Source organism: Arthrobacter sp. P4_F10 (assembly GCF_056401435.1).
The window spans coordinates 256,325-283,279 of the sequence record NZ_JBFUJJ010000002.1 but is presented as its reverse complement, the minus strand read 5'-3'; the positions used below and the strand labels follow the sequence as shown (position 1 = coordinate 283,279).

Below are 26,955 nucleotides of genomic sequence, written 5' to 3'. Positions count from 1 at the left end.
AGACCTAAGCCTACCTTCAGCTGCCTCCGGAGAAAGTGAGCCACAGCAGGACCAGGTTAAGTGCCACGACGAGCACCACGCTGATGATGGCGGCGACTCGGAGGGCCGGGCCGTCGGCAAACCGGCCCATCAGGGTCTTATTGCTGGTCAGCACCACCAGCGGGACCAGGACAAAGGGAATCCCGAAGCTGAGGACCACCTGGCTCAACACGAGTGCCCAGGTGGGGTCGAAGCCGACTGCCAGCAGCACAACGGCCGGAATCAGGGTCACCACGCGGCGGGCCATGACAGGGATCCGGATCTTGAGCAGACCCTGCATGATGGTTCCGCCGGCATAGCAGCCCACCGACGTCGATGCCAGGCCGGACGCGAGCAGCCCGACTGCGAAGATCACGCCGACGATGGGCCCGAGGTTGGCGGTGATGGCGGCGTGCGCGCCCTCGATTGTGTCCGTGCCCTCTTCGCCGCCGAGGGTGGAGGCGGCAAGGAGCAGCATGCCGATGTTGACCAGGCCGGCGATGGCCAGCGCGGCCACGACGTCGAACCGGGTAGCCCGGACCAGGCGCGCGACGGCCGCCGGGGGAACATGCTGGTGTTCGTCTGGCCGGTGCCGGTCCCGGGACAGGGCCGAGTGGACGTAGATGGCGTGCGGCATGACGGTGGCGCCTAGCATGCTGGCGGCCAGCAGCACCGTGTCCGGGCCCTGGAAGCCGGGCACGAGCCCGGCCAGGGCCGCCCCCGGATCCGGCGGGCTGATGAACAGCCCGGCGAGGAAGCCGATGGTGATGATGCCGAGCAGGAACATGATGATGAATTCGAAGGGCCGCTGTTTCTGCCGGGCCTGCACCGCGAGCAGGAGCATCGACACCGCGCCGACAATCACGGCGCCGAGGGGGAGTGGGAGTCCGAAAAGCAAGTACAGGGCGATTGCCCCGCCCACTACCTCTGCGAGGTCGGTGGCGGCGGCCACGACTTCGGCCTGCAGCCAGAAGGCGCGCCGCCAGAAGGGCTTGAGCCGCTCGCCGAGAATCTCCGGGAGGCTCTTGCCCGTGACGATCCCGAGCTTGGCGGACTGGTACTGGACCAGGACTGCCATGATGTTGGCGGCCACGAGGACCCACACAAGCAGGTAGCCGTATTGGGCGCCGGCGGTCAGGTTGGCGGCCACGTTTCCGGGGTCCACGTACGCGATTGACGCCACGAACGCTGGCCCCAACAGGCCGATCAGCGCCCTGCGGGCACCCGGATGCTTGTAGGTCTGTGCGCCCTGGGGCGGTTGCTCGTGGCCCTTTACATCCAGCACTGCCGCTCCTGTGATTTGGCGCGTCCACGTTGACGCGATGATTGGCTGGCCGGAATAGCAGCCAGTGTCAAAGTTTTGTGCGACTACAAGTAATTATTAGGTATACCGAAACGATAAGCCCCGGCGATGGCCTCACGCAATCCGGAAGGCCCGCCACGTCTGGGTCAGGTAAGGCAACCGGAGCACGTCGCCGGGGGCGTGGCCCAGGTGCTCGTGCAGGTACCAGTCGAGGTTGGCCATGACTTTGGCCCGGGTGGACTCCGATGCCGCGAGGTAGTAGCTGCGGGACTTGGTCAGCTCCTGGATGTCCTCCGTGGTGACGGAATCCTCCCACCGGGTCAGGTGGCTCTCCACTCCGGTGAACTCGGGGCCCACCGGCGGGCGGAAGTGTGGCTTGAGGACGTCCCCGGCGTGCATGATGCGTGAGAGCCGGTGCACCCAGGGCACAGCGGTGTCCAGTTGGTTCCAGATCAGGCCCAGCACGCCGTGCGGCCGCAGGATCCGGGCAATCTCGGCGCTGGCCAGGCGAGGGTCGCACCAGTGCCATGCCTGGGCGACCGTGACGAGATCGAACGTCTCTGGCTCCAGGCCCGTCTTCTCGGCACTGCTCTCGATGGCGGTGACACCGGGCAGGGTCCGGCGCAACTGCTCGAGCATGTCCGCTGAGGGGTCAACAGCCACCGTGCGCAGTCCACGTTCTGCCAGAAGCGCCGTGAACTTTCCGGTGCCGGCGCCAATGTCCGCGGCGTCCTTGGCCCCCGCCGGAATCAGCCAGTCGGCCGACTCCTGCGGATAGCTAGGGCGGACGCGTTCATAGTGCTCCCCGCCGTCCTGGAAGCTTTGTCCGAGTTCCTGGCGACGTTCACTGTGCAGTTTGGGGCCACTGTGCAGTTTGGAACCACTGTGCAGTTTGGAGCTACTGTGCAGTTGGGGTCCGCCGCTTGCCACGTGCGATCTCCTTCGGGAAGGTCCTGCTGGTTTCAGATACCTTTCGAATTTACCGCACCGGCGCTGGGGTCCTGATCCTGCCTCGGGTTAGTACGCCTGCTTAGTCCGCCGTGCCTAGTCCTCCGTGCACGGCGCGGCACCAGCGGTGCCCGGGGTGTTCGGCGCCCAGTGAGGGTAGCTGCGGGTATCGTTGGCCGGCACCCAGCGGCCGGCGTCCACCACGTAGTCCCAGCCGAGTCCCGTTTGCCGCAGCTGCTGCAGGCCGGCCAACAGGCGCTCGGCGTCCTCCAGCCGTGAGCCGAGGCCGAAGCTGGCGCGCAGGGAGCCTGCAGGCAGGCCGAGCCGCTTGAGCAGCGGGTGGGCGCAGAAGCGGCCGTCGCGCAGGCCAATGCCGTGTTCGGCCGACAGGTAGGCGGCCACCAGCCCGGCGTCGTAGCCTTCCACCGAAAAGTTCACGACGCCGATGGTGCCGGTGCCCGGCAGATCGACTCCGGGGGAAGAAGCGGGAGTCGAATCGGCAAAGATCCGGTGAACGGTCACGCCGTCAATGCCGTGCAGACCCTCGACGAGGAAGGACCGGATGGCGTCCTCGTGGGCCTGCCACTGCTCCGGGTCCAGGGCCGCGATCACTTGGGTGGCGCGGGCCAGGGCGGCCGCGCCGAGGACGTTCGGCGAGCCGCCCTCGTGCCGGGCGGGTCCGGTGGTCCAGCTGACGGAGTCGAGCCGGGCGTCCCGGACCGCGCCGCCGCCGGCCAGGTGCGGGGTGCCGGCGTCGAGCCAGTCCGTCCGCCCCACCAGCACGCCGGCGCCGAACGGGGCGTAAAGCTTGTGCCCCGAGAAGGCGAGGTAGTCGACGTCGTCCGCGGCGATGTCGATCCGCCGGTGCGGGGCCAGCTGCGCGGCGTCGACGACGATCCTGGCGCCGTACTCGTGCGCCAGTGTGGCAAGAGTCCGGATCGGCAGGATCTCCCCGGTGACATTGGAAGCGCCGGTGACGGCCAGCAGACTCACGCCGCCGCGGGCGAGCTCGTCCCGCAGGCGGTCCACAGTGGCCGCGAGGGTGGGGGCGGCCACGACGCTGCGGTGCGGGACGTTCTGCCAGGGCAGGAGGTTGGCGTGGTGCTCGATGTCGAGGTAGAGGACCTCGCCCACCGGCCGTCCGTCGCGGAGCGGCAGGCAGCCGGCCAGCAGGTTCAGGGAATCGGTGGTGTTGCGGGTGAAGATTACCGAATCATCCGGCCGGCCGCCCACGAAGTCCCGCACGATGTCCCGGGCGTTCTCGTAGACGGACGTGCTGATCTGCGAAGCGTAGCCGGCGCCGCGGTGCACGCTCGCGTAGTACGGCAGGATTTCGTTCAGGTAGGCCGAGACGACGGACAGTGCCGGGGCGGAGGCGCCGTAGTCGAGGTTGGCGTAGCGGGCGTGGCCGCCGGTGATCAGCGGGGCCTGGATTTCGGCGCCGGTGACGGCGGCCAGCGGGCGGGCCGCAGCGGCGTGGAATTCGGGGGCTGCGGGAAAAATGGCAGTTGTCATGGGACCTCACTCGACCAGGACCCCACATCATGGGAATCCGCGCTTGCCGGGTCCGTTCCGGACCGGCCAGGTCGTCACCCGGGGCACCCCACCGCGTCTGGAGGGTTGCCGGCCAGCAAACCGGGGTTTAGCGCTGGCACTCGTGACCTGCATCGAGCGTAGGACATCCGCGCAGCCGGGGAAAAGACGGCCAGCGATTGTGAAGCGGATTATTACGGACACGGCTACGAAGCCGCCGGCGCGGCCGGGACACCTTCCAAGGCAAGATTGTATGCCCCGGGGTTCCGGGCGCCGGTGAGCTGAATGCTGAGGCCGAACAGGGCTTCCAGCGCGGCAGCGTACTCATACTGGCGGCCGTCCGAGGCCAATTCCCGGGCGCGGACCGTTGGGATGTGAAGCAGTCGGCGGACAATTCGACGCATCGCGAGGTTCACATCCTCAGCCTGGGCGCCGCACCCGTATTCCTTCATGACGCGCGCCATTTCAGCCTCGAGGACCTGGTGGACGTGGCCGCGCAGGGCCACAATGGCGGCGTCGACTACGCGCAGTCCTTCTTGTTTTTCGAAGCGAAGCGCCGCTTGCCGGACCAGGACGCCGGCGAGGCGGAGCGCCTCGGCGTCCGCCGGGGGAGCCGCGAAACGCACTGAATCCAGGGTGATCAGTTCAACGCCCGGCAGATCCGCCACCCGGGGGTCGAAGTCATGGCTGGGTGCGAGATCGATGACAATGAGGGCACGGCCTGTGTCATCCCTCCAACCGGCCAGTTGGGCGGCACCTATGCGGGTCTCCGTGCCGCTGCAGCCAATGATGATGTCTGCCCGGGCAACAGCGGCAGGCAGCTCCCGTGCCGTCAGCGCCGTACCGCCCCTGCTCGCCACAAACGCCTCCGCGCGGCCGGATTGGGAGAAGACGGAAATGGTGGGGCATCGACTGTTCCTGAGGATTTCCGCGACGCAAACGGCATAGGAACCGGTGCCGAAGAGGACGACGGACGCATCAGCCAGGGATGGGTGCGCTGCTCCGGCGGCCGCCAGTTCAAGGGCCACATAGGCTATGGACCTGCTGGCGCTGCTGAGCGCGGTCCGCGCCCCCACCTCCTTGCCCGTGCGGGACGCCTCCTGAAACAGCCGGACTAAAAGCCCGCTCGCGGTGCCTGCTGCCTGTGCTGCAGCGAGCGCGCGGCGGACCTGGCCGGCGACTTGACGCTCACCGACCACGACGGAGTCCAGGCCGGCCGCAACGCCGAAGAGATGCTCCGCGGCCGACGCTCCAGAGGAGTGCTCGAACAGGGACGCGAGCTGGGCCACAGGGAGGCGCGTGCAGAGGCGGACAGAGCCCAGGGCCTCGGAGCAGACGGCATCTATATGCTCCCTGGACGCCACCTCGCCGTAGATTTCCAAGCGGCTGCATGTGGACACGACCACGGACCCGGACACGGCGGAACTGCAGGCGAGCAGATTCTGGCCCAGCTCCGAGGAAACGGCCTGGAGCCGGGTGGCCGACTCAATGTCCAGGTCCCGGTACTTCGCCACGAGAACCAGCAGAACCGGTCCGACGTCGGGGTCGAAGGTTTCGGGATCCGCGGCGTGAACCGATCCAGACATGGCCGCCCTCCTGCCACTCGATGCCCACTCCACGCCGTGACCGGCAGCGAAGGTTGGGGACAGCGTCGTACAGGGGCCCTTGGGAATCCTTGAGGGGTGGGGCCTAGAGGAGGTCGTCGAGTCCGGGGTTGAGCCGCTTGAGGACTTCCGAGTGGAGGATCGAATTGGTGGCGAGGGCGTTGCCGCCGAAGGGGCCGTCCTCGCCCTCGAGCGAGGTGAAGCGGCCGCCGGCCTCGGTCACGATCGGCACCAGCGCGGCCATGTCGTAGAGGTTCAGCTCGGGTTCGCAGGCGATGTCCACAGCCCCCTCGGCCACGAGGCAGTACGACCAGAAGTCACCGTAGGCGCGGGTACGCCACACTTCCTCGGTGAGGCCCAGGAACTCGTCCAGGTTCCCGCGTTCCTTCCAGCCGCCAAGGCTGGAGTAGGACAGCGAGGCGTCCTCGAGCTTGGAGACGTTGGATACTTTCAGCCGTGTGGCGGCGGCGAGCGAGCGGCCCGTGTAGGCGCCCGCACCCTTGGCGGCCCACCAGCGCTTGCCCAGTGCCGGTGCGCTGACGACGCCGACCACCGGCTCGCCCTCATCGACGAGGGCGATCAGGGTGGCCCAGACCGGGACGCCGCGGACAAAGTTCTTGGTGCCATCGATCGGGTCAATGATCCAGCGGCGGGAGCCGTGGCCCGAGCTGCCGAATTCTTCGCCCAGGACCGCGTCGCGCGGACGGGACCGGGAGAGCTGGCCGCGGATGGCCTCTTCGGCGGACTTGTCGGCATCGGTCACGGGCGTGAGGTCCGGCTTCGTCTCGATCCGAAGGTCGAGCGCCTTAAAGCGGCTCATGGTCTGGGAATCGACCGAATCTGCCAGTACATGGGCAAGGCGCAGGTCATCGTTGTAGCTCGAAGCGGGTTGGCTCATGGTTCCAAACTACCGTCAAACCGGGCCGCCGGGCGGGAGGCCGCGGCACGGCGCCGCAGGCCCTGTTGCCGGGCGGGCTTAGGAAACGGTGCCCAGTTCCTTGGTTTCCTGCGCTTCCAGCCGCGGATCCGTGCCCAGCAGCCGGCGCAGGGACGCGAGCCTGGCGGGTCCGGAGGGCCCCGCGTGCCCGGCCGCAACCCACTTGTCGACGCCGCAATTGACGGCGGTGGAGTCGTGTTTGCAGCCGCGTTCGCAGTCGTCGGTGCCCGGTTCCAGGTCCGGGAAGGAGCGGAGGATCCGGTCCGGATCCACATGGGCCAGCCCGAAGGACCGGATGCCTGGGGTGTCGATGATCCAGCTGCCGGCCGGCGCATCGTTGACTTTGAGCGCCAGGGCGGAGGAGGACGTGTGGCGGCCGCGGCCGGTGACCGCGTTGACGCCTCCCGTGGCCCGCTCGGCCCCGGTCAGGGCGTTGACCATGGTGGACTTGCCGACGCCGGAATGGCCCAGCATCACGGTGACCTTGCCGTCGAGGTAGTCGCGCAGCTGGGACACCGCGTCCTTGTCGAGCCGGGCGGAAAGCCCGTCGTCGGAACGGGCGTCGATGCCGGATGCGGCGGAGTCCGCGGTCTTGGAGATGATGACGGGGAAATCGAGGTGCTGGTAATTGGAGAGCAGCTCGGCGGGATCCTTGACGTCGGCCTTGGTGACGAGCAGCAGCGGCTCGATGCCGGCGTCGTACGCGGCCACCAGTGCACGGTCAATGAACCCGGTCCGCGGCTCGGGATTGGCGGCGGCGACCACCACAACCAGCTGGTCGGCGTTGGCCACGACGGCGCGTTCGATCGGGTCCGTGTCATCGGCGCTGCGGCGCAGGAGCGTCTTGCGGTCCTGGATCTTGACCAGCCGCGCGAGGGTGTCGGGCTCGCCGGTGACGTCCCCGACGAGGGAGACGAAGTCGCCGGCGACCACGGGGTTGCGGCGCAGCTCCCGGGCCCGTGCCGCGATGATCTTGCGTTCGTCGGGAGTTCCTTCGCCGACGACGGCGGTGTAGCGGCCGCGGTCAACGGTGATGATGCGTCCGGTGACGGCGTCGTCGTAACTGGGCCGGTCCTTGGTGCGGGGCCGGGTGCCCTTCTTGTTCGGTCGGATCCGGACGTCGGACTCGTCCCAGGAATCAGTGCTGCGTGCCACCGGCGGTGTCCTCATCTGCGGCGGGTCCCTGTGCCAGCATCGCTTCCCAGAGTTGCGGGAAATCGGGCATGGTCTTGGCCGTGGTCGCGATGTCCTGGACCTCTACGCCGGGCACGGCAAGGCCAAGGATGGCGCCGGCCGTGGCCATGCGGTGGTCCGCGTAGCTGTGCACCACACCGCCGTGCAGCGTGGCCGGGCGGATGATAAGACCGTCGGCGGTCTCTTCTGCGTCGCCGCCGAGGCGGTTGATTTCGGTGACGAGGGCAGCGAGCCGGTCCGTTTCGTGGCCCCGGAGGTGGGCGATGCCGCTCAACCGTGAGGGGCCGGCGGCGAGCGCGCAAAGCGCCGCCACGGTGGGGGCGAGCTCGCTGGTCTCGTCGAAGTCGCCGCCCTTGATCTCCGGGCCGCCGCTGACGGTCAAAGTGCCGCCGTCCACTGTCACGGTTGCGCCCATGGCGGTCAGGATGCCGCGCCAGAGGTCACCGACCTGCGTGGTCTTCGCGGGCCAGTTCGGGATCCGCACGGTGCCGCGGGTGGCCAGGGCCGCCGCGAGGAACGGCCCGGCGTTCGAGAGGTCCTGCTCGATCCGCTGGTCGAAGGCACGGATCGGGCCGGGGGAGACGATCCAGTGGTTCGGCACCGAGTCATCGACCGCCACGCCCACCCCGCGCAGCACGGCCACGGTCATGTTGATGTGGTCCAGGCTCGGCACGGGCTTTCCGACGTGTTCGAGATGGAGTCCCTCGGTGAAGCGGGCCCCCGCCAGCAGCAGGGCGGAGACGAACTGGGACGACGCGCTGGCGTCGATGATGAGGTGGCCGCCGCGTACTTCGCCAGTGCCGTGGACGGTGAAGGGCAACGACGACGCCGGACCGCCGTCGGGTGCCGTCACTGCCGCTCCCAAACCGGCCAGGGCCTCGATGATGGTGCCCATCGGGCGATTGCGGGCGTGCGGGTCGCCGTCGAAGCGGGACTCACCGCGGCGCAGCGCCGCCACCGGAGGCACAAAGCGCATGACCGTGCCGGCCAGGCCGCAGTCGATCGCGGTGTCCGCCGCGCCGGCGTCCATGGTGATCGGGATGATTTCCAGGTCGGGGCCGAAGGCGCCGTCGCCGGGAACCTCCGTGACGGTTGCCCCCAGCTGCCGCAGGGCCTCAATCATCAGTGCCGAGTCCCGGGAGTGCAGGGGGGCCCGCAGACGGGACGGTCCGTCCGCGAGGGCGGCGAGCACGAGGTACCGGTTGGTCAAGGACTTGGAGCCTGGAACCGTGACAGTGGCATCGACCGGCCGTGCGGCAAAGGGTGCGGGCCAGTGCGGACCGACGTCGGCAGAATAGGGGCCGGCAGGGTGGGAAAGGGCAGCTGCAGAGGGGGTGGTGCCAGTCATTACCGTCTTAAGCTCCGGCTGAGTGGTCTACGGCTTTGCGGACGACTTTGTCGGCCTTTTTCAGCTGCTTGTTGGTGTTCTTCCGGGCATCGGCGGCGAGGTGTCCGGCGCTCTTCTTGGCATCCGCGGCCAGGTGGCCGGCGCGCCAGGCCAGGCTGGGCTTGCCGGCGGTATCGACGGCGGCGAGGAGCACACCGCCGGTGAGGGTGACGTTTTTCAGGAGCTGTTTGCGGCGGGCGTCGCGGGCTTCCTTTGAGGAGATGTCCGCGCTGCGCCATTCAACGTAGCTGTTCAGGACCGAAATGACGGCGAGCAGGGTGGCTGCCAGCCGGGCGGACTTGCCGAGGGCGAAGCAGACGCCTGCACCGATCTGGGTGCCGCCGATCACCCGGGCCAGGACTTTTTCGTTGGGCTGGAACGGCAGTGCGTCGGCCGTGCGGCGCAGCAACGGGGACAGCTGTGCCGCAGTGTCATCCGCGTTCTTGAGCTTGTCCATGCCGGCGAGGACGAAACTGGAGGCGAGCATGGGCCGGGCGAGAAAGCGGACAAACGACATGAATTTCCTCCTGGATGGACGAACCGCGGCTTCACTGCGGGGGAACCGGTTCTAGTCTTGCACTTTTGCGGAATATTTGCCCGCCGGACGTGGTTGTGAAAGGCAGATCCCAGCAGGCTACGGAAGGCAGAGATTTGACGAGGGTGTTGGACAGGACGGAACCGGAAGCCCGTTCCGGGCAAACATGGACCCTCGCGCCTCCGGCTGTTCCGGGTGCCCGGTGGAAGGTGACAGTAGACTTGAACGCAATGAGCACCATGGACCCGGCCGTTGCGGCCATGCACGAGGTTGCCGGAAACGACGCCACGCCCACCAAGACACCGGACGCCGGCGCGGCCGCCGCCTTGGAAACCGAGGTGGACGGAAAGCCCCTGGACCTCTCCACCGAGTCGGCGGAAGAGCGCCGCGTGCGCTTTGAACGCGACGCCATGCAGTACGTGGACCAGTTGTATTCGGCGGCCATGAGGATGGCCCGGAATCCCTCCGACGCCGAGGACCTGGTCCAGGAGGCGTACACAAAGGCGTTTTCCGCGTTCCACCAGTACAAGCCCGGAACCAATCTGAAGGCCTGGCTGTACCGCATCCTCACCAACACCTACATCAACCTGTACCGGAAACGTCAGCGTGAGCCGCTGCAGTCGAATTCGGACACCATCGAGGACTGGCAGCTCGCCCGCGCCGAGTCGCACACGTCGTCGGGACTGCGTTCGGCCGAGGCCGAGGCCCTTGACCACCTGCCCGATTCCGATGTAAAGCGCGCACTCCAGTCGATTCCGGAGGAGTTCCGGCTGGCCGTGTACTTCGCCGATGTCGAGGGCTTCGCGTACAAGGAAATTTCAGACATCATGAACACCCCCATCGGGACCGTCATGTCCCGGCTGCACCGCGGCCGGAAGATGCTGCGGGACATGCTTGCGGACTATGCCGCCGAACTGGGATTCAGGGCCGCAACCGAGTCAGGCGCCGCGGCCGACAGCAACAAACAGGAGAACAGGAAATGAGCGACTGCCAGGGACTGGGCGACTGCGACGACGCCCGGATGCAACGTATCTATGAATATCTGGATGGTGCGCTCACGCGTGACGACATCGCAGAGATCAAGGACCACCTGGACAGCTGCCCGGAGTGCCTGGAGCAGTACGACCTCGAATGTGTCATCCGCGTGATGGTCAAGCGTTCGTGCACCGAAGCAGCTCCGGAAAACCTCAAAAACTCCATCCTGGACCGGATTCACTCGATCCGGACTGTGGAAGCCTGAGCCCGGCTCCATACCTGGAAAACAAATGACCCCGGAAGCCGTAAGGACTCCGGGGTCATTCGTCTAAAGCTGTCATTCCAAGCTTTGCTTAGGCGTTGGGGCGCTTACCGTGGTTCGCGCCGCCACGCTTACGGTCACGACGTTTACGTGCACGTTTGCTCATAGCTGGCCTCCTTAATCTTGGTACTCAAAAGAGCTGCCCTCAAGTCTCCCACATCGCGGCACCCGCCGCGAACCGGGGGCCCGCCCGCCGCTGCAGGCACGGCCAGGTTGCGCGCGGGGTCAGTCCTCCAGCGAATTGCGGATCGAGATCCGGGCCTGGTCCAGCACGGTCTTGACCGTTTCGAGCGTGACGGCCGTGACGGGATGGCTCCCGGCGTGGCGCCGCAGTTCCACCCGCATGTCGTCGCGGAAGGCCTGCACCAGCATTTCCGCCTCCTTCAGCCGCCGTTCGCCCTCCGGGGAGTACCACGGGCTCCCCGCGCTGCCGGCAGAGCCCGCGGCGCGGGCCGAGGTCCGCGCCGCCTCCGCCGTTGCCGCGAGATCGGCCCGGAGGCCGCGCATGTTGACGCGGATGTCCTGGCGCAGGTTGTCTGCCAGCCGCCGAACCGAGGCCGAAATGTCGTTTTCGACGCCGGCGAGTTCGTCCCGCCGGCTGTTCAGCTCTGTGAGTCCCGCCGGGGTGATGCTGTAGTTGGTGCGGCGGCCCTCCGTGTGGGTGGCCACGAGCCCTTCTTCTTCGAGCTTGCCCAGGCGCGGGTAGATGGTTCCGGCGCTGGGGGAGTAGGTGCCGCCGAAACGCTCGCTGAGCGCCTTGATGAGTTCATAGCCGTGCTTGGGGCCTGATTCGAGCAGGGCGAGCAGGTACAGCCGCAGCGCGCCGTGGGCGAAGACGGGAGGCATCAGAGGGCCGTTTCGGTATCCGCGGTGGGCTGGCCGTGGAAGATTGACGTTTTTCCCGAGACCGAGTTGGTCCGGACCAGCATCAGCTTGGCGTCCGGTCCCGCGATGGTCTGCACCGTGCCGCTGGACTGGGCGTACCTCAGGTCATCGATGACCACCGCCCCGCTGGCGGATTTAGCGACGATGTCCACGCCGATGTCGTGCGGAAGCCGGATGGTGACGTCGCCGGAGACTGAATTGGCGCCAAAATCTTGAGTGAAGCCGTGCAGGTCGAAGTTCAGGTCCCCGCTGACGGTGTTCGCGCGGATGTGGCTGAATTCCCCCGAGGCCGTCACTTCGCCGGAGACGCTCTTGGCGGTCAGGACGCCGCGGTGGTTGCGGGCAATCACCTCGCCGCTGACTGTGTTGACGGACAGGTCCCCGGAGGTGCCGTCGGCCAGCACGGAACCCGAGACGGTGTTGAGCCGGGCGTGGCCGCTGATCCCGGAGACCATGCCGTCGCCGCTCACCGTCCCGGCTTCGACCTCGACGCCGGCGGGCAGGGCAATGCTGATGACCACGGAGTTGCTGCTGCCGTTGTTGACGGTGCCCATCAGGTTCTTGAACCAGCCCTGCGGCCCGTGCAGCTGGTGGCGGACTTCCAGGCGGCCGTTGACCACGGAAACCGACAGCGGATCGCCGACAATTTCGGAGACTTCGATCCTGGCCACGTCCTCGTCATGGGTGACGATATCGAAGCGGCCGCGGACGATGCCGAGCTTGAGGGAGCGGACGCCGTCGACGTCGATGGTCTGCGGGCCGGTCACGGTCCACGTGTTCTCTGACATGGTTCCTCCGGAAAGGCGAAAGGGGCTGTACAACTGACGATATATCGCGACTATGAAGTCACGATATATCGCACCCCCTGCCAGGTCAAGATATATCGCGAAATTCCGGGACGGGTGCGGCCCGGTACGGCCCTGTGCCGGGTGGCCGGCCTATTCCGGTGCGTCCAGGCCCAGCCACTGGAACCAGCCGCGGTGCAGCACGAGCCACGCCATGAGGCCATACCCGGCCTGGCCGGGCGTGCCGCCGTTGGCCGCGAGGTCCTGGCGCCATTGCTCGTGGTTCAGCAGCGGCGAGAAAGTGTCGACGTAGAGGTGCTTCCGGCGCGTCGTGACGTCGGCGAAGGCGGTGTTCAGTTCGCCGAGCCTGCGGTTCTGGGCGGGGTCCAGCGTGGGCGGCGGGCCCACGACGAAGACCTCGATCTTGTTCTGCGAGGCGGAGTCCAGGATGTTGGCCAGGTTCAGGCGGCTGCGCGCCGTGGACAGGCCGAACTCAATGTCGCGTCCGGACAGGCCGATCACCAGGCGGTTTTCGTGGTGGTTGCCGAAGCGGCGGCCTGCCTCTTCGAGCCAGCGCGCGGCAATTCCCTCCGTGCCCTCCTCCGGGCATGGCAGGGAGTAGCACTCCAGTGCGACGCTGTCCTGCGGCGTGCGGGCCAGGACCCGCCCCAACCAGCCCAAGGCGCGCGGATCACCGAGCCCGGCCAACAGCTCGTCCCCAACGGCCGCGATCCGCAGCTTCCGATCTTCCACGACTACCTCTTCACTTCAACGCTGTCCATCAAGCTGACCACTAATAGTCCATTAAACAGAACTGCCCGGCCGGAAGGTTGTGTTTCAGTCTCCGGCCGGGCAGCAATGACGCTATTTACGTGCAAATGCCTGCTTGAGCAAGCTGTCCTGCTCTGCCGAGTGGCGCTTCATCGACCCTGCCGCGGTGGAGGCCGAGGCGGGGCGGGAGATGAGGCGGACCCGGCGGTCCAGGGCATCGGGCAGGTTCAGGCCGATGAACGGCCACGGACCCTGGTTGGCCGGTTCGTCCTGCGCCCAGACGACTTCGGCGTTCGGGTACTTGGCCAGCTCCGCGGCGATTTCGGCGGCCGGCAGCGGGTAGAGCTGCTCGACGCGCACGATCGCCGTGGTCTTGTTCTCGGTCTTCTGCCGGGTGGACAGCAGATCGTAGTACAGGCGTCCGGAAACCAGCAGCACGCGTTCGACGGCGTCGGCCTGCAGCTCGGCGTGCTCCGGAATGACCGGGCGGAACGAGCCGGTGGTGAAGTCCTCCACGGAGGACGCCGCGGCCTTCAGGCGGAGCAGCTGCTTCGGCGTGAAGATGATGAGCGGCTTGCGCGGCCTGCTGTAGGCCTGGCGGCGCAGCAGGTGGAAGTGCGAGGCCGACGTCGTGGGGTTGGCCACGATCATGTTCTCTTCAGCGCACATCTGCAGGAACCGCTCGATGCGGGCGGAGGAGTGGTCCGGTCCCTGGCCCTCGTAGCCGTGCGGCAGCATAAGAACCAGCGAGGACCGCTGGCCCCATTTCTGCTCGGCGGAGGAGATGAACTCATCGATGATGGTCTGCGCGCCGTTGACGAAGTCACCGAACTGCGCCTCCCAGAGCACCAGGGCGTCCGGGCGCTCCACGGAGTACCCGTATTCGAAGCCCATGGCGGCGTATTCGGAGAGCAGGGAGTCGTAGATCCACAGCTTCGCCTGGTCATCCGACAGGTGGGACAGGGGCAGCCATTCGTCGCCGTTGGCACGGTCGTGGAAGACGGCGTGCCGCTGCACGAACGTGCCGCGGCGTGAGTCCTGGCCGGCGAGCCGGACGGGAACGCCCTCCATGATGAGCGAGCCGAACGCGGCAAGTTCACCGAAGCCCCAGTCGATGCCGCCTTCACGGGACATCGCTTCACGCTTCTCCAGCAGCTGCTTGAGCTTGGCGTGGACGGTGAAGCCCTCGGGGATGTCGGTGTGGGCCTTGCCGATGCGGGCCAGGGTCTCCGCAGAGATCGCGGTGGAGACCGGGGCGCTGACACCGGAATCGGACTGCTGGGCCATGGGGCGTTCGAGATCGGACACCGCGGCGGAATCGGCCGTGATGATCGGGATCGGGGACGTCTGGGCCGCGTGGGTTTCGGCGAAGACGCGCTCCAGGCGTTCCTGGTAGTCGCGCAGCAGCTGCTCGGCTTCTTCCTCGGTGATGTCACCGCGGCCGATCAGTGATTCGGTGTACAGCTTGCGGACCGAGCGCTTGGCTTCGATCAGGTTGTACATCAGCGGCTGGGTCATCGAGGGGTCGTCGCCCTCATTGTGGCCGCGGCGCCGGTAGCACACCATGTCGATGACAACGTCCTTGTGGAAACGCTGACGGAACTCGTAGGCAAGCTGCCCGATGCGGACCACGGCCTCCGGGTCGTCGCCGTTCACGTGGAACACCGGCGCCTGGATCATCTTGGCGACGTCCGTGGAGTAGGTGGAGGAACGCGAGGAGGACGGCGCGGTGGTGAAGCCGACCTGGTTGTTGACCACGATGTGGATGGTGCCGCCGGTGCGGTAGCCGCGCAGCTGGGAGAGGTTGAGCGTTTCCGCGACAACACCCTGACCGGCGAAGGCGGCGTCGCCGTGCACCATGATCGGCAGGACGGGGAACGCCTCGCCCTGGTCGAGGCGGTCCTGCTTGGCGCGGACGATGCCTTCGAGGACGGAGTCCACGGCCTCGAGGTGGGACGGGTTCGCGGCGAGGTAGACCTTGGTCTCCTTGCCGTTGTCCGAGGTGAAGGTGCCCTCGGTGCCGAGGTGGTACTTGACGTCGCCGGAGCCCTGCACGGAGCGCGGGTCCTGGGTGCCTTCGAATTCGCGGAAGACCTGGGCGTAGGTCTTGCCCGCGATGTTGGTCAGCACGTTGAGCCGGCCGCGGTGGGCCATGCCGATCGCCACTTCGTCGAGTTCGTCGTCGGCGGCGTCGGAGATGATCGCGTCCAGCAGCGGAATCAGGGACTCGCCGCCTTCGAGCGAGAAGCGCTTCTGGCCGACGAACTTCGTCTGCAGGAAGGTCTCAAAGGCCTCGGCGGCGTTGAGCTTGGAGACGATGCGCAGCTGCTCGTCGCGGCTCGGCTTCGAGTAGGCGTGCTCCAGCTGGTCCTGGAACCACTTGCGCTCGGCGGGGTCCTGGATGTGCATGTATTCGATGCCGGCGGTGCGGCAGTAGGCGTCGCGGAGGACGCCGAGGATGTCGCGGAACTTGAGCATCGGCTTGCCGCCGAAGCCGCCCGTGGGCCACTCGCGGTCCAGGTCCCACAAGGTCAGGCCGTAGGTCAGGACGTCGAGGTCCGGGTGCTTGCGCTGGACGTACTCGAGCGGATCGGTGTCCGCCATGAGGTGGCCGCGCACGCGGTAGGCGTGGATCAGCTGCTGGATCCGGGCGACCTTGTTGATCTCGTCGGCCGGGTCCACCTGCAGGTCCGGGCTCCAGCGCACGGGCTCGTAGKGGATGCGCAGGGACTCGAAGATCTCGTCGTAGAAATTCTGCGCACCGAGCAGGAGCTGGTGCACGAGCTTGAGGAACTCGCCGCTGCCGGCACCCTGGATGACGCGGTGGTCATAGGTGGAGGTCAGCGTGAGGACCTTGCTGATCGCGTTGTGCGCGATGATCTTCTCGCTGGCACCCTGGAACTCGGCCGGGTAGTCCAGTGCGCCGACGCCGATGATGGCGGCCTGGCCCTTGGACAGACGGGGTACCGAGTGGACGGTGCCGATGCCGCCGGGGTTGGTCAGGGACACGGTGGTGCCGGAGTGGTCGTCCGCGGTCAGCTTGCCGTTGCGGGCGCGCTTGATCAGGTCCTCGTAGGTGTGCCAGAACTCGGAGAAGTTGAGGGTCTCCGCCTTCTTGATGTTCGGGACCATGAGCAGGCGGGTGCCGTCCGGCTTGGGCATGTCGATCGCGATGCCGAAGTTTACGTGCGCCGGCTGGACAGCCACGGGCTTGCCGTCGACCTCGTCGTAGTAGACGTTCATCGACGGGAACTGGGACAGGGCCCGGATGACGGCGTAGCCGATCAGGTGCGTGAAGGAGACCTTGCCGCCGCGGGCGCGCGCCAGGTTGGAGTTGATGACCACTCGGTTGTCGATCAGCAGCTTCGCCGGGATGGCGCGGACGCTCGTGGCCGTCGGAACTTCCAGGCTGGTGACCATGTTCGACGCGATGGCCTTGGCCGGGCCGCGCAGGACCGAGACGACGTCCTCTTCGGGCGCCGTCGGGGCCCTGAGGTTCTTGGGCAGCTGCGCCGGGATCGGCGCGGTGCCGGCGCCGGCGTCGGAAGTCCTGGCGCCGTCCCGGGCGACGGTGGCCGGGGCTTTCTTGGCAGCCGGTGCGGGCGCAGCCGCGGCGGGAGCTGCGGGGGCAGCGGGCGCGGCCGGCGCAGGTGCTGCCGGAGCGGCAGCAGGCGCTACGACGGGAAGTTCACGGGTGGCAGGATGCACAGCTGTCGCGGTGCCGGACGTTCCGTTGGCGGAAGAGGCGTCACTAGCTTCGAAGGATTCGAACAAGGGCCACCACTTAGAGTCGACCGTGTTCTTGTCCTGCTGGTAACGCTCGTACAGTTCGTCAACGAGCCACTCGTTTCCGCCAAATTCCTCTGGTAGACGGTGGCTAGGCTGCTCTGGCACTTGAAATACGCCTCTTCCATGAGTTTGATTCCCTCTGGCTTCCACGGTGCATCGGCACAACGATTGAGCCAGTCTCTGCGTCCAGTGAACCCAGACCCATGCCAGTCTAGTGAGGATTCTTGCCAAACCGCCAATAAGCGTGACTCAAATCATGATCCGTCCCCGCAGCCACTGAATTGGAGTGAAGAAGCGGTGCAGAATCGGCCCCGACGCGGTGCCTTGCACTGTGCCTTAGACGGTGCCCTACACAGGGCCGGACGCGGTGCCGGTCCCGCCGGGAACCGCCCTAGAATCAAAGAAGAACCCCTTCGGCGCCGACGGCGCCAGCTGGGGGTGCCAGCATAAGGAGCAGCCGTGCGTTTCCTGAATGAGCCCACCACCGATCTGACTTACTCCGACCTCTTCCTGGTGCCGTCGCGGTCGGATGTCATCTCGCGCCTGGACGTCGATCTCGCCGCCGATGACGGGACCGGCTCGGCGATTCCGCTGGTGGCGGCGAACATGACGGCGGTGACGGGGAAGCGGATGGCCGAGACCATGGCCCGCCGCGGCGGCCTTGGAGTCCTGCCGCAGGACGTGCCGCTCGATATCATCCGGGATGTCACGGCCTGGATCAAGGGGCGCCACCCGGTCCTGGAGACCCCCGTCACGCTCGCGCCCACGGACACCGTGATTGATGCCCTCCACCTGATGGGCAAGCGGCCGCACGGCGCCGTCGTGGTGGTGGATGAGGCCGGCGCTGTCGCCGGTGTTGTCCGGGCCGCCGACTGCGAGGGCCAGGACCGTTTCGCGTCGCTGGCCTCCGTCATCCGCCACCAGCCGCTGGTGCTGGACGCCGGGTTGCTGGATGCCGGATCGTTTGGCGGCGGACCGGCGGCGGTCCCGGCGGATGCTGCCGGTTCGGTGAAGGCCCTTCGCCGCGCCTTTGAGGCGATGGATGCTGCGGGGACAGACTACGCACCCGTGCAGCAGGACGGAGTCCTGGCCGGTGTGCTCACCCGCAAGGGCGCCCTGCGCTCCACGCTCTACCGGCCGTCCCTGGACGACGAGGGCAAACTCAAGGTGGCTGCCGCCGTCGGCATCAACGGTGACGTGGCCGGGCGGGCCGCCGAGCTGCTGGCGGCCGGCGTGAACGTGCTGGTCCTCGATACCGCGCACGGGCACCAGCAGAAAATGTTCGACGCCCTGGCTGCCGTGAAGGGACTCAACCCCGGCGTGCCGGTGGTCGCCGGCAACGTCGTCACCGGCGAGGCCACCCGTGAGCTCATCGAGGCCGGGGCGGACATCGTCAAGGTCGGCGTAGGTCCGGGCGCCATGTGCACAACGCGCATGATGACCGCCGTGGGCCGCCCGCAGTTCAGCGCCGTCCTCGAATGTTCCGCCGCGGCGCGGGAAGCCGGCGGCCGGGTGTGGGCCGACGGCGGGGTCCGCTACCCGCGCGACGTCGCCCTGGCCCTGGCCGCCGGGGCCAGCCAGGTCATGATCGGCTCCTGGTTTGCCGGCACCCACGAAAGCCCCGGGGACCTGCAGCTCGACGCCGCCGGCCGGCAGTACAAGGAGAGCTTCGGCATGGCGTCCGCCCGGGCGGTGCAGAACCGCAACCAGCGCGAGGGCGCGTTTGAAAAGGACCGCAAGGCCCTGTTCGAGGAAGGCATCTCCACGTCCCGCATGTACGTGGACGCGGCGCGGCCCGGCGTCGAGGATCTGCTGGACATGATCACCGCCGGCCTGCGCAGTTCCATGAGCTACGCAGGCGCCGCCGATCTCGCCGCTTTCCGGGAGCGTGCCGTGGCCGGCATCCAGTCCGCGGCCGGGTACGAGGAAGGCCGGCCCGTCCCGCAGAGCTGGTGAGTCCGGCGCGGCCGGTGACGCGGGCGGGCGGGGGCTGGCGGCGGCCGCTCCTGTAGACTGAAATTCTTATGGACAGTAAATCTAGGTGCCGGCCTGGGGGCTGTCAGCGGAGAACGGAAACCGTTCCCGCGCAGTCCACCCGCAGAGCCGGCAAACCCCGTTCACGTGCCCATCATTCTCCGGCCACACGCCACACCGGAGCTTTCCAGGAAACAGGGTCGGCCGCCGCCGACCATCCTCCGCCGGGCAGACCCTTCCAGCATTTACGGTCCCTGCAGCGGTCCCTGCCATGTGCCGCTGCTGCGGAAGCGGGCCGCTGAGATGGAATGGCTACTCCTTGCAGCAGGCCTCCTGCTCATCCTCGGCACCGGGTTCTTTGTTGCCGTGGAATTTTCCCTGGTCGCCTTGGACCAGGCCACCGTGCAGCGCGCCGTGGACACCGGCGACACCGCCGCCGAGCCCCTGCTCAAATGCCTCAAGTCACTTTCCACCCAGCTCTCCAGCTGCCAGCTGGGCATCACCATGACCACGCTGCTGACCGGCTACGTCATGGAACCCTCGGTCGGTGCGCTGCTCCAAGGCCCCCTCACCGCGCTCGGCGTCCCGCCGGCGGCGGCTGTTTCCTTGTCGCTGGTCCTCGCGATGGGGCTCGCCACCCTGCTCTCCATGCTGATCGGCGAGCTGGTGCCCAAAAACATGGCCATCGCGCTGTCGTTCCCGATCGGCAAGGCCGTCGCCCGGCCACAGCTGGTGTTCACCGCCATCTTCAAGCCCGCAATCGTGGTGCTCAACGGTTTCTCCAACAAGGTTCTCAACATCTTTGGCCTGGAGGCCAAGGAGGAAATCTCCGGTGCCCGCACGCCGGCCGAACTGGCCTCACTCGTGCGCCGCTCCGCGGCCATGGGCACGCTCGACGCCGGAACCGCCAACTTCATCGCCCGGACCCTGAAGTTCTCAGGGCAGACGGCGGCGGACGTCATGACGCCCCGTATCCGGGTGGAGACCATCGACGCCGACCAGCCGGTCTCGGACATCGTCGAGGCCGCCAAGCGCACCGGCTACTCCCGCTTCCCCGTGATCGGCGATTCCTTCGATGACATCCGCGGCGTAGTCCACATCAAGAAAGCCATTGCCGTGCCCTCCGGCAAACGCGCCAAACTGCAGGTCGGAGCCATCATGACCGATGTTCTGCGGGTGCCCGAAACCATCCATTTGGACGCACTGCTGGCCGAACTGCGTGAAGGCAACCTGCAACTGGCCGTCGTCCTGGACGAATACGGCGGAACGGCCGGCGTCGCCACCCTTGAAGACCTCGTGGAGGAAATCGTCGGGGAAGTGGCCGATGAACATGACAAGGTCCGGCCCGGGCTGCTTCAGAGCGCCTCGGGGGACTGGTATTTTCCCGGACTGCTCCGGCCCGATGAGCTCTCCGAACAGATCCCGGGCCTGACCGTACCCGACGAGGCTGCCTACGAAACGGTGGGAGGCTACGTCATGAGCCAGCTCGGCCGCATCGCTGCAGTCGGCGACACAGTCGACGTCGCCGGCGGGACACTCAGCGTGACCCGCATGGACGGCCGCCGCATCGACCGGATCTGTTTCCGTCCCACCCGGGTACCAGGCGACGGTCAGCCCGCCAGCCAGGCAGATGCCGCATGAGCGACTGGGCAGGAATCCTGTGGCTCGCCTTCCTGCTGGTGGGCAATGCCTTCTTCGTGGCAGCCGAATTTGCCGTCATGTCCGCCCGCCGGAGCCAGATCGAACCGCTGGCCGAGGCCGGCTCCAAGCGCGCGCAGACCACCCTGCGGGCCATGGAAAGCGTCTCCCTCATGCTGGCCTGCGCCCAGCTCGGCATCACGGTCTGCTCGCTGCTGATCCTGCTGGTGGCCGAGCCGGCGATCCACCACCTCCTGGCGGTGCCGCTGGAAGCGCTGGGCGTCCCGGTGGGGGTCGCCGACATTGTGGCCTTCGCCGTCGCACTGCTGGTGGTGACGTTCCTGCATGTCACGTTCGGCGAGATGGTGCCCAAGAACATCTCCGTGTCAGTGGCGGACAAGGCGGCGCTGCTGCTGGCGCCGCCGCTGATGTTCATCGCGCGAATGGTCAAGCCCGTCATTGCCGCGCTTAACTGGTCAGCAAACCACATCCTGAAGCTGATGCGGATTGAGCCGAAGGATGAGGTCACCTCCTCCTTCACCCTTGAAGAAGTGCAGTCCATCGTGCAGGAATCCACCCGCCACGGGCTCGTGGACGACGACGCCGGTCTCATCACCGGTGCGCTGGAGTTCTCTGAACACACGGCATCCACCGTCATGGTCCCGCTGGGAAAGCTCGTCATGCTCAAGGCCGCCACCACACCGGCGCAGTTCGAAAAAGCAGTGAGCCGGACAGGGTTTTCGCGCTTCCCCATGCTCGATGACGACGGCATGCTTGCCGGGTACCTCCACATCAAGGACGTGCTGACCATCCCGGACGACCGATACCGGGAGCCCATTGCGGAAAGCCGCATCCGGTCGCTGGCGAACCTCGCCATGGACGACGAAATCGAGAAGGCCATGTCCGTCATGCAGCGCACGGGCTCGCATCTTGCCCGCGTGATCGGCCCCGACGGGCTGACCCAGGGGGTGCTGTTCCTGGAGGACGTGATCGAGCAGCTCGTCGGTGAAATCCGGGACGCGACGCAGGCCACCGGCTACCGCAGGCTGGGCCAAGACCAGTAGCGCGTTGCCACTAGCGGGCGGGCGGCAGTACGGCATGCCGTGTATCCCTAAATAGGAATGATTCCTATTTAGGGATACACTCGGGCTGTTGCTATTGCTCCTGATTCTCAATAACAGATCCGAGGTTCCCGTGCGTCGTCCCGCTGCCCGAGCCATGCTGGCAGGTCTCGCCGGCTTAGGCCTCCTGCTCACCGCGTGCAGCCCGACGGCGGGCAGTTCGCGGGGGACCGCCGGCGACGGCGTGGTCGACGTCGTCGCCTCCACCAGCGTGTACGGCGACATTGTCTCCAGCATCGGCGGCGACAAGGTCCGGGTCAGCTCGATCATCAACCGCACCAGCCAGGACCCGCACTCCTACGAGGCCACCACCCAGGACAAGCTGGCCGTCTCCAAGGCCGAGCTCGTCGTGGAGAACGGCGGGGGATACGACGCCTTCATCGACACGCTGGCAACCGACACGGGGCTGGAGCCCGGCAACATCATCAATGCCGTGGACGTCTCGGGCCTCGCCACCGAAAGCCCGGCAGCGGCGAGCCCCGACTCCGCCGGCCACACCCACGAGCACACCGGGTTGAACGAGCACGTCTGGTACAGCCTGCCGGCCATGTCCCGCCTCGCGGACGCCGTCGCGGACAAGCTGGGCGCGCTGGAACCGGCCTCGGCGCAGACGTTCCGGACCAACGCGGCAGCCTTCAAGGACTCTCTCGGAGGCCTGGAAACCAGGCTCGCCGCGATCAAGTCCTCGGCGGGCCATGTGCCCGTGGCCGTCACCGAGCCCGTACCCCTGTACCTGCTTGAGGACGCCGGACTGGAGAACGAGACCCCGGCCGAGTACACGGCGGCGATCGAGGAAGACGCCGATGTCCCGCCCGCAGTGCTCAAGGCCGCCGTCGATCTCGTGGCATCCCGGGGCGTCCGGCTGCTGGCCTATAATACCCAGACCGAGGGACCGCAGACGGTGGCGCTGAAAAAGGCCGCCGAGACCGCGGGCGTCCCGGTAGTGAACTTCAGCGAAACCCTCCCGGACGGCCAGTCCTACCTGCAGTGGATGACCGGGAATGTGGAGAGCATCGGCAGGGCCCTAGGATGATCGCAACAGCGGGAGCAGCCGTCTCCGCGGAAAATCGAGGAAACCCCATTTGACACCGGTAGTGAGCCTCCGCGGCGCCTCCCTGGCGTTCGGCCAACGGACACTGTGGGAGGGCCTGGACCTGGACATCAACCCGGGTGAATTCTTTGCCGTGCTCGGTCCCAACGGCAGCGGCAAGACCACCTTCCTGAAGGTCCTGCTGGGCCTGCAGGAACTGAGCACGGGAACTGCCGTGCTCGACGGCCATCCCGTTGAGCGGGGAAGCCGCCGGATCGGCTACGTGCCCCAGCAGAAATCATTCGACCCCGATACGCCCCTGCGCGCCCGCGACCTCGTGGCCCTCGGCGTCGACGGCCACCGCTGGGGTATCCGCCTGGGCGGGGCAAAAGTGAACCGGAAGGTCGATGAGCTCCTCGATCTCGTGGGCGCCACCGACTATGCCAAGGTACCGGTGGGGCAGCTCTCCGGCGGTGAGCAGCAGCGTCTGCGCGTGGCCCAGGCCCTCGCGGCGGATCCCAAAGTGCTGCTGTGCGACGAGCCGTTGCTGTCCCTCGACCTTCAGCACCAGCAGGGCGTCAGCGCACTGATCAACAAGCAGTGCCGTGAGTCGGAGAGCGCCGTGGTGTTCGTGACCCACGAGATCAACCCGATCATGGACTACGTGGACCGGGTCCTTTACCTGGCCGGCGGCCGGTTCCGGGTGGGCACCCCCGCTGAGGTCATGACCACCGAGGTGCTCTCAGACTTGTACGGCAGCCATGTTGAAGTCATCCAAGCCAATGGTCGGCTGATCGTTGTGGGGCTGCCGGACGGCGCGACGCACCACCACGAGGACGCGCATTCTGTCGCAGGGGAGGCGGGCTAAATGGATCTGGGCAACCTGCTGCATTCAATCTTCAATTTCGAAAACTACGCCGAGCTGCTGGTCCTGGTGCAGAACTCCATCTGGGCCGGCGCCGTCCTCGGTCTGCTGGGCGGACTGATGGGCACCTTCGTGATGAAACGCGACCTGGCTTTTGCGGTCCACGGAATCTCGGAGCTGTCCTTTGCCGGGGCGGCGTTCGCGCTGCTGATTGGCGCGGACATTATCCTCGGCTCGCTGGCAGGATCGGTCATCGCAGCCGTGGTGCTGGGCGTGATGGGTGTCCGTGCCCGGGACAAGAACTCGATTATCGGCGTCATCATGCCCTTCGGGCTGGGCCTGGGCATCCTCTTCCTGTCCCTGTACGAGGGCCGGGCGGCCAACAAGTTCGGCCTGCTCACCGGACAGATTGTGTCGGTCGGGACGGTCCAGCTGCAGGTCCTGGCGGTCGCCGCCGTCGTGGTGATGCTGGCGCTGGTCGCCATCTGGCGGCCGTTGACCTTTGCCAGTGTTGACCCCGACGTCGCCACCGCCCGCGGCGTGCCGGTGCGAGCCCTGGCCCTGGGTTTCATGGTGCTGCTGGGAATCAGCGTGGCGCTGTCCATCCAGATTGTGGGCGCCCTGCTGGTGCTGGCCCTGCTGATCACGCCCGCGGCGGCCGCCATGCGCGTCACGTCCTCGCCCCGGCTGGTGGTCACGCTGAGCATCGTCTTCGCGATGGCGGCGACCGTCGGAGGCATCCTGCTGGCTCTCGGCGGCCGGCTGCCGATCAGCCCGTATGTGACCACGCTGTCCTTCGTGATCTATGTGGCCTGCCGCATGATCGGCAACGCCCGGGCCAAGCGGGGGCTGAACGGCCGGATTGTACGCACCACGACGACGGCGGTGGCCTGAGCCGGCGGGGCTACTCGCCGGCCGTCAAAGCCGTGCATTCCGGGCACAGCCCGAAGATTTCCACGGTGTGCTCCACCGCGGTGAATCCGTGCTCCCGCGCGATCCGCGCGGCCCAGGCTTCCACCGCCGGGGCTTCCACTTCCACGGCCTTGCCGCAGTTGCGGCACAGCAAGTGATGATGGTGCCCGGTGACGGCGCAGCGCCGGTAGACCGCTTCGCCGTCGGCGTTGCGCAGGACATCCACCAGCCCGTCGTCGGCGAGGGACTGCAGGATCCGGTAGGACGTGGCGAGGGACACCGCGGTGCCACGCTCCTGGAGGATGCGGTGCAGTTCCTGGGTGCTGACGAAGTCCGCCAGATCGTCCAGGGCGGCGCTGACGGCGAGGCGCTGCTTGGTAACGCGCTGCTCCTTGCCCTGCACCGGTGCCGAGGCCGGAGTCCGGCTGCTGCCGGCGGTAGTGCCTTGGGACATCGTGGAACTCGCTTCGTCAAAGGATGCGCGGGTGGGACTCGCTGAGGTGTGGTGGCAATGTCCAAGATTACCAGCGTCCAAGATTGCCAGCAGCGCTCCGTGGACACTGTGGCGGCTGGTGCCTAGGCTGGCCGGATGAAGCTGACCAAATTCACGCATGCCTGTGTCCGCCTCGAGCAGGACGGCCGGGTGTTGGTGTTTGACCCGGGAACTTTTTCGGAGACGGACCGGGCCCTGGCCGGAGCCCATACAGTCCTGATCACCCACGAGCACGCGGACCATGTGGACGTCGACGCCGTCGCCGCGGCGTTGCAGTCAAACACTGACCTTGAGCTTTTCGCCCCGGAGGCGGTGGCCGCTACGCTTCGCGGCAAGGCGCCCGACGCCGGGAGCCGCATCCATGCGGCGGCCGCGGGCGAGGAATTTGAAACCTCCGGCTTCGCGGTCAGGACATATGGTGGCCAGCACGCCCTCATCCACCCGCAGATCCCCGTCGTGGCCAACGTCGGCTACCTGGTGGATGGCAACGTCTACCACCCGGGGGACTCCTTCGCGATCCCCGACGGCGTCGAAGTCAAGACGCTGCTTGTACCCATCCACGCCCCGTGGAACAAGGTGGGCGAAGTGGTGGACTTCGTCATCGGCGTCCGCGCCCCGCAGGCCTTCCCTGTCCACGACGCGCTCCTGAACGAGCTGGGCCGCGGCCTGGTGGAGGGGCATGTGACCCGGATCGGCGCCAAGTACGGCACAGAGTACCGGCACCTCTCCAGCGGCGATTCAGTGGAGGTCTAGCCTAGGCCGGCCAGACGCCGGTTTGGAAGAACTCGCGCAGCACGGCCTCGTGAGGCTCGGGATCCAGGCCCTGGGCGTCCAGCCACTCCGGGTTGTAGTAGTTCCCRGCGTAGCGGTCCCCGGCGTCGCACATGAGCGAGACAACACTGCCGCGCCGGCCCTCCGCGATCATCCCGGCGATGAGCTGCCACACGCCCCAGAGATTGGTGCCGGTGGACGGGCCCGCGTGCAGTCCGGCATGTTCCCTCAGGTGTCGCATGGCCGCCACCGACGCAGCGTCGGGAACCTGGATCATGTGGTCGATCACGGCGGGCACAAAACTCGGCTCCATCCGCGGCCTGCCGATGCCCTCGATGCGTGACGGCAAACCGGCCGCCGTTGCGACAGTAGCTGTCCCGCCGGTTGCTGTCCCGGGAGCGGGACTTCCGCCGTCGGGCCTGCTGTTCCGCCAGCCGGGATAAAACGCGGAATTTTCCGGGTCGACGACAGCGAGCCTGGTCTCGTGGCAGTGGTACCGCAGGTACCGGCCGATCGTGGCGCTGGTCCCGCCGGTGCCGGCTCCGACCACAACCCAGCGGGGGACCGGGTGCTCCTCCAGTGCCAGTTGGCCGAAGATCGACTCGGCGATGTTGTTGTTCCCGCGCCAGTCCGTGGCACGTTCGGCGTACGTGAACTGGTCCATGTAGTGCCCGCCGGTGCTGCTGGCCAGATCCGCGGCCGCTTCGTAGACCTCGGACGCGTGGTCCACCAGGTGGCACGAGCCGCCGAACTGTTCTATCAGGGCGATCTTCTCGCGGCTGGTGGTCCGGGTCATCACGGCAATGAAGGGCAGACCGAGCAGTTGCGCAAAATAGGCTTCGGAGACGGCGGTGCTGCCGCTGGACGCCTCAACGATCGTGGTGCCTTCCCGGATCCAGCCGTTGACGAGGCCGAAAAGGAACAGCGAACGCGCCAGCCGGTGCTTGAGGCTGCCCGTGCGGTGGGTGGATTCGTCCTTCAGGTACAGCTGCACGCCCCAGTGGTCCGGGAGCGGCACCGAATACAGGTGGGTGTCGGCAGAGCGGTTGTTTTCGGCGTTGATCCGGCGGACGGCCTCGTCGGCCCAGGCCCGGTCCTGCTGGTGCGCGGTGTTCACCGCTACAGCCTACCGGGGGCGGCGGGACGCCGAAGATAGAGTGGGGAA

General features: G+C 67.2%; 24 protein-coding genes and 1 riboswitch. Of the genes, 9 read left to right on the top strand and 15 right to left on the bottom strand.

Features of this window, described 5'->3' with window-relative positions; genetic code table 11:
• Nucleotides 1-16: 16 nt before the first annotated feature.
• The 8 genes from AC1DR1_RS04200 to AC1DR1_RS04165 form a co-directional block, all read right to left on the bottom strand.
• Nucleotides 17-1,303, bottom strand: coding sequence for an Nramp family divalent metal transporter (locus AC1DR1_RS04200; RefSeq protein ID WP_414645494.1), 1,287 nt, complete (start codon nucleotides 1,301-1,303; stop codon nucleotides 17-19).
• A gap of 132 nt (nucleotides 1,304-1,435) precedes the next feature.
• Nucleotides 1,436-2,212 (bottom strand): class I SAM-dependent methyltransferase, encoded by a 777-nt coding sequence (locus tag AC1DR1_RS04195; protein WP_476966437.1) that lies wholly within the window; start codon nucleotides 2,210-2,212, stop codon nucleotides 1,436-1,438.
• Nucleotides 2,213-2,365: 153 nt separating this feature from the next.
• The gene (locus AC1DR1_RS04190; RefSeq protein WP_229995343.1) at nucleotides 2,366-3,784 is read right to left on the bottom strand and encodes an aminotransferase class V-fold PLP-dependent enzyme; all 1,419 of its coding nucleotides are present in this window, start codon (nucleotides 3,782-3,784) and stop codon (nucleotides 2,366-2,368) included.
• Between the two features lie 34 nt (nucleotides 3,785-3,818).
• A riboswitch (SAM riboswitch) is annotated at nucleotides 3,819-3,932 on the bottom strand.
• 76 nt (nucleotides 3,933-4,008) lie between these two features.
• The gene (locus AC1DR1_RS04185; RefSeq protein ID WP_476966385.1) at nucleotides 4,009-5,388 is read right to left on the bottom strand and encodes a glutamyl-tRNA reductase; all 1,380 of its coding nucleotides are present in this window, start codon (nucleotides 5,386-5,388) and stop codon (nucleotides 4,009-4,011) included.
• Nucleotides 5,389-5,491: 103 nt separating this feature from the next.
• Complete coding sequence (hisN, locus tag AC1DR1_RS04180; RefSeq protein WP_229995344.1) at nucleotides 5,492-6,304, bottom strand: histidinol-phosphatase; 813 nt, start codon at nucleotides 6,302-6,304, stop codon at nucleotides 5,492-5,494.
• 78 nt (nucleotides 6,305-6,382) lie between these two features.
• Entirely contained in the window at nucleotides 6,383-7,498 is a 1,116-nt protein-coding gene (gene rsgA / locus AC1DR1_RS04175; RefSeq protein ID WP_229995345.1) for a ribosome small subunit-dependent GTPase A, read from the bottom strand.
• On the bottom strand, nucleotides 7,482-8,885 hold the full coding sequence (aroA, locus tag AC1DR1_RS04170) for a 3-phosphoshikimate 1-carboxyvinyltransferase (RefSeq protein ID WP_476966384.1): 1,404 nt from the start codon (nucleotides 8,883-8,885) through the stop codon (nucleotides 7,482-7,484). The genes rsgA and aroA overlap by 17 nt, the downstream gene beginning before the upstream one ends.
• A 7-nt stretch (nucleotides 8,886-8,892) precedes the next feature.
• On the bottom strand, nucleotides 8,893-9,441 hold the full coding sequence (locus AC1DR1_RS04165) for a DoxX family protein (protein WP_229995347.1): 549 nt from the start codon (nucleotides 9,439-9,441) through the stop codon (nucleotides 8,893-8,895).
• A gap of 248 nt (nucleotides 9,442-9,689) precedes the next feature.
• Between AC1DR1_RS04165 and AC1DR1_RS04160 the strand changes: the two genes are divergently transcribed.
• Nucleotides 9,690-10,442: a sigma-70 family RNA polymerase sigma factor gene (locus AC1DR1_RS04160; protein ID WP_229995348.1), complete on the top strand. Its 753-nt coding sequence runs from the start codon at nucleotides 9,690-9,692 to the stop codon at nucleotides 10,440-10,442.
• Nucleotides 10,439-10,699 carry a mycothiol system anti-sigma-R factor gene (gene rsrA, locus AC1DR1_RS04155; protein ID WP_229995349.1) on the top strand — a complete coding sequence of 87 codons (261 nt, stop codon included), beginning with the start codon at nucleotides 10,439-10,441 and terminating at the stop codon, nucleotides 10,697-10,699. The genes AC1DR1_RS04160 and rsrA overlap by 4 nt, the downstream gene beginning before the upstream one ends.
• Nucleotides 10,700-10,787: 88 nt before the next feature.
• Here rsrA and AC1DR1_RS04150 read toward each other — a convergent pair whose 3' ends face one another.
• From AC1DR1_RS04150 to AC1DR1_RS04130, 5 genes are all read right to left on the bottom strand, one after another.
• Nucleotides 10,788-10,862, bottom strand: coding sequence for a 50S ribosomal protein bL37 (locus tag AC1DR1_RS04150; RefSeq protein ID WP_104061284.1), 75 nt, complete (start codon nucleotides 10,860-10,862; stop codon nucleotides 10,788-10,790).
• A gap of 119 nt (nucleotides 10,863-10,981) precedes the next feature.
• A complete protein-coding gene (locus tag AC1DR1_RS04145) occupies nucleotides 10,982-11,602 on the bottom strand; it encodes a PadR family transcriptional regulator (RefSeq protein WP_229995350.1) in 621 nt (206 codons plus the stop codon).
• A complete protein-coding gene (locus AC1DR1_RS04140; protein WP_476992223.1) occupies nucleotides 11,602-12,429 on the bottom strand; it encodes a DUF4097 family beta strand repeat-containing protein in 828 nt (275 codons plus the stop codon). Before AC1DR1_RS04140 ends, AC1DR1_RS04145 begins: the two co-directional genes overlap by 1 nt.
• A gap of 150 nt (nucleotides 12,430-12,579) precedes the next feature.
• Nucleotides 12,580-13,179, bottom strand: coding sequence for a GDSL-type esterase/lipase family protein (locus AC1DR1_RS04135; RefSeq protein ID WP_026538458.1), 600 nt, complete (start codon nucleotides 13,177-13,179; stop codon nucleotides 12,580-12,582).
• Nucleotides 13,180-13,290: 111 nt separating this feature from the next.
• Nucleotides 13,291-17,091 carry a multifunctional oxoglutarate decarboxylase/oxoglutarate dehydrogenase thiamine pyrophosphate-binding subunit/dihydrolipoyllysine-residue succinyltransferase subunit gene (locus AC1DR1_RS04130; protein ID WP_476992222.1) on the bottom strand — a complete coding sequence of 1,267 codons (3,801 nt, stop codon included), beginning with the start codon at nucleotides 17,089-17,091 and terminating at the stop codon, nucleotides 13,291-13,293.
• 354 nt (nucleotides 17,092-17,445) lie between these two features.
• Between AC1DR1_RS04130 and AC1DR1_RS04125 the strand changes: the two genes are divergently transcribed.
• From AC1DR1_RS04125 to AC1DR1_RS04100, 6 genes are all read left to right on the top strand, one after another.
• On the top strand, nucleotides 17,446-18,942 hold the full coding sequence (locus AC1DR1_RS04125; RefSeq protein WP_476992221.1) for a GuaB1 family IMP dehydrogenase-related protein: 1,497 nt from the start codon (nucleotides 17,446-17,448) through the stop codon (nucleotides 18,940-18,942).
• Between the two features lie 321 nt (nucleotides 18,943-19,263).
• Entirely contained in the window at nucleotides 19,264-20,601 is a 1,338-nt protein-coding gene (locus AC1DR1_RS04120; RefSeq protein ID WP_229995930.1) for a hemolysin family protein, read from the top strand.
• Complete coding sequence (locus tag AC1DR1_RS04115; protein WP_229995931.1) at nucleotides 20,598-21,662, top strand: hemolysin family protein; 1,065 nt, start codon at nucleotides 20,598-20,600, stop codon at nucleotides 21,660-21,662. The genes AC1DR1_RS04120 and AC1DR1_RS04115 overlap by 4 nt, the downstream gene beginning before the upstream one ends.
• A 130-nt stretch (nucleotides 21,663-21,792) precedes the next feature.
• Nucleotides 21,793-22,752, top strand: coding sequence for a metal ABC transporter solute-binding protein, Zn/Mn family (locus AC1DR1_RS04110; RefSeq protein WP_229995932.1), 960 nt, complete (start codon nucleotides 21,793-21,795; stop codon nucleotides 22,750-22,752).
• A gap of 49 nt (nucleotides 22,753-22,801) precedes the next feature.
• Nucleotides 22,802-23,617 (top strand): metal ABC transporter ATP-binding protein, encoded by an 816-nt coding sequence (locus AC1DR1_RS04105; protein ID WP_229995933.1) that lies wholly within the window; start codon nucleotides 22,802-22,804, stop codon nucleotides 23,615-23,617.
• Nucleotides 23,618-24,508, top strand: coding sequence for a metal ABC transporter permease (locus AC1DR1_RS04100; protein ID WP_229995934.1), 891 nt, complete (start codon nucleotides 23,618-23,620; stop codon nucleotides 24,506-24,508). It begins immediately after the preceding gene.
• A 10-nt stretch (nucleotides 24,509-24,518) separates the two neighbouring features.
• On the opposite strand, the gene AC1DR1_RS04095 is transcribed toward AC1DR1_RS04100, so the two are convergent.
• Nucleotides 24,519-24,980, bottom strand: coding sequence for a Fur family transcriptional regulator (locus tag AC1DR1_RS04095; RefSeq protein ID WP_229995935.1), 462 nt, complete (start codon nucleotides 24,978-24,980; stop codon nucleotides 24,519-24,521).
• A 135-nt stretch (nucleotides 24,981-25,115) separates the two neighbouring features.
• Between AC1DR1_RS04095 and AC1DR1_RS04090 the strand changes: the two genes are divergently transcribed.
• Nucleotides 25,116-25,772 carry an MBL fold metallo-hydrolase gene (locus AC1DR1_RS04090; protein WP_229995936.1) on the top strand — a complete coding sequence of 219 codons (657 nt, stop codon included), beginning with the start codon at nucleotides 25,116-25,118 and terminating at the stop codon, nucleotides 25,770-25,772.
• Between the two features lies 1 nt (nucleotide 25,773).
• Here AC1DR1_RS04090 and AC1DR1_RS04085 read toward each other — a convergent pair whose 3' ends face one another.
• Nucleotides 25,774-26,907 carry a PLP-dependent cysteine synthase family protein gene (locus AC1DR1_RS04085; RefSeq protein WP_229995937.1) on the bottom strand — a complete coding sequence of 378 codons (1,134 nt, stop codon included), beginning with the start codon at nucleotides 26,905-26,907 and terminating at the stop codon, nucleotides 25,774-25,776.
• Nucleotides 26,908-26,955 lie beyond the last annotated feature (48 nt).

Bases quoted from the DNA above. Each gene is read 5' to 3' on its own strand.
- AC1DR1_RS04185 (WP_476966385.1), bottom strand. From the start codon at position 5,388: ATGTCTGGATCGGTTCACGCCGCGGATCCCGAAACCTTCGACCCCGAC.
- hisN (WP_229995344.1), bottom strand. From the start codon at position 6,304: ATGAGCCAACCCGCTTCGAGCTACAACGATGACCTGCGCCTTGCCCAT.
- AC1DR1_RS04095 (WP_229995935.1), bottom strand. From the start codon at position 24,980: ATGTCCCAAGGCACTACCGCCGGCAGCAGCCGGACTCCGGCCTCGGCA.
- AC1DR1_RS04100 (WP_229995934.1), top strand. From the start codon at position 23,618: ATGGATCTGGGCAACCTGCTGCATTCAATCTTCAATTTCGAAAACTAC.
- rsrA (WP_229995349.1), top strand. From the start codon at position 10,439: ATGAGCGACTGCCAGGGACTGGGCGACTGCGACGACGCCCGGATGCAA.
- AC1DR1_RS04090 (WP_229995936.1), top strand. From the start codon at position 25,116: ATGAAGCTGACCAAATTCACGCATGCCTGTGTCCGCCTCGAGCAGGAC.
- AC1DR1_RS04190 (WP_229995343.1), bottom strand. From the start codon at position 3,784: ATGACAACTGCCATTTTTCCCGCAGCCCCCGAATTCCACGCCGCTGCG.
- AC1DR1_RS04145 (WP_229995350.1), bottom strand. From the start codon at position 11,602: ATGCCTCCCGTCTTCGCCCACGGCGCGCTGCGGCTGTACCTGCTCGCC.
- AC1DR1_RS04140 (WP_476992223.1), bottom strand. From the start codon at position 12,429: ATGTCAGAGAACACGTGGACCGTGACCGGCCCGCAGACCATCGACGTC.
- AC1DR1_RS04160 (WP_229995348.1), top strand. From the start codon at position 9,690: ATGAGCACCATGGACCCGGCCGTTGCGGCCATGCACGAGGTTGCCGGA.
- AC1DR1_RS04115 (WP_229995931.1), top strand. From the start codon at position 20,598: ATGAGCGACTGGGCAGGAATCCTGTGGCTCGCCTTCCTGCTGGTGGGC.
- AC1DR1_RS04120 (WP_229995930.1), top strand. From the start codon at position 19,264: ATGGAATGGCTACTCCTTGCAGCAGGCCTCCTGCTCATCCTCGGCACC.
- AC1DR1_RS04165 (WP_229995347.1), bottom strand. From the start codon at position 9,441: ATGTCGTTTGTCCGCTTTCTCGCCCGGCCCATGCTCGCCTCCAGTTTC.
- aroA (WP_476966384.1), bottom strand. From the start codon at position 8,885: ATGACTGGCACCACCCCCTCTGCAGCTGCCCTTTCCCACCCTGCCGGC.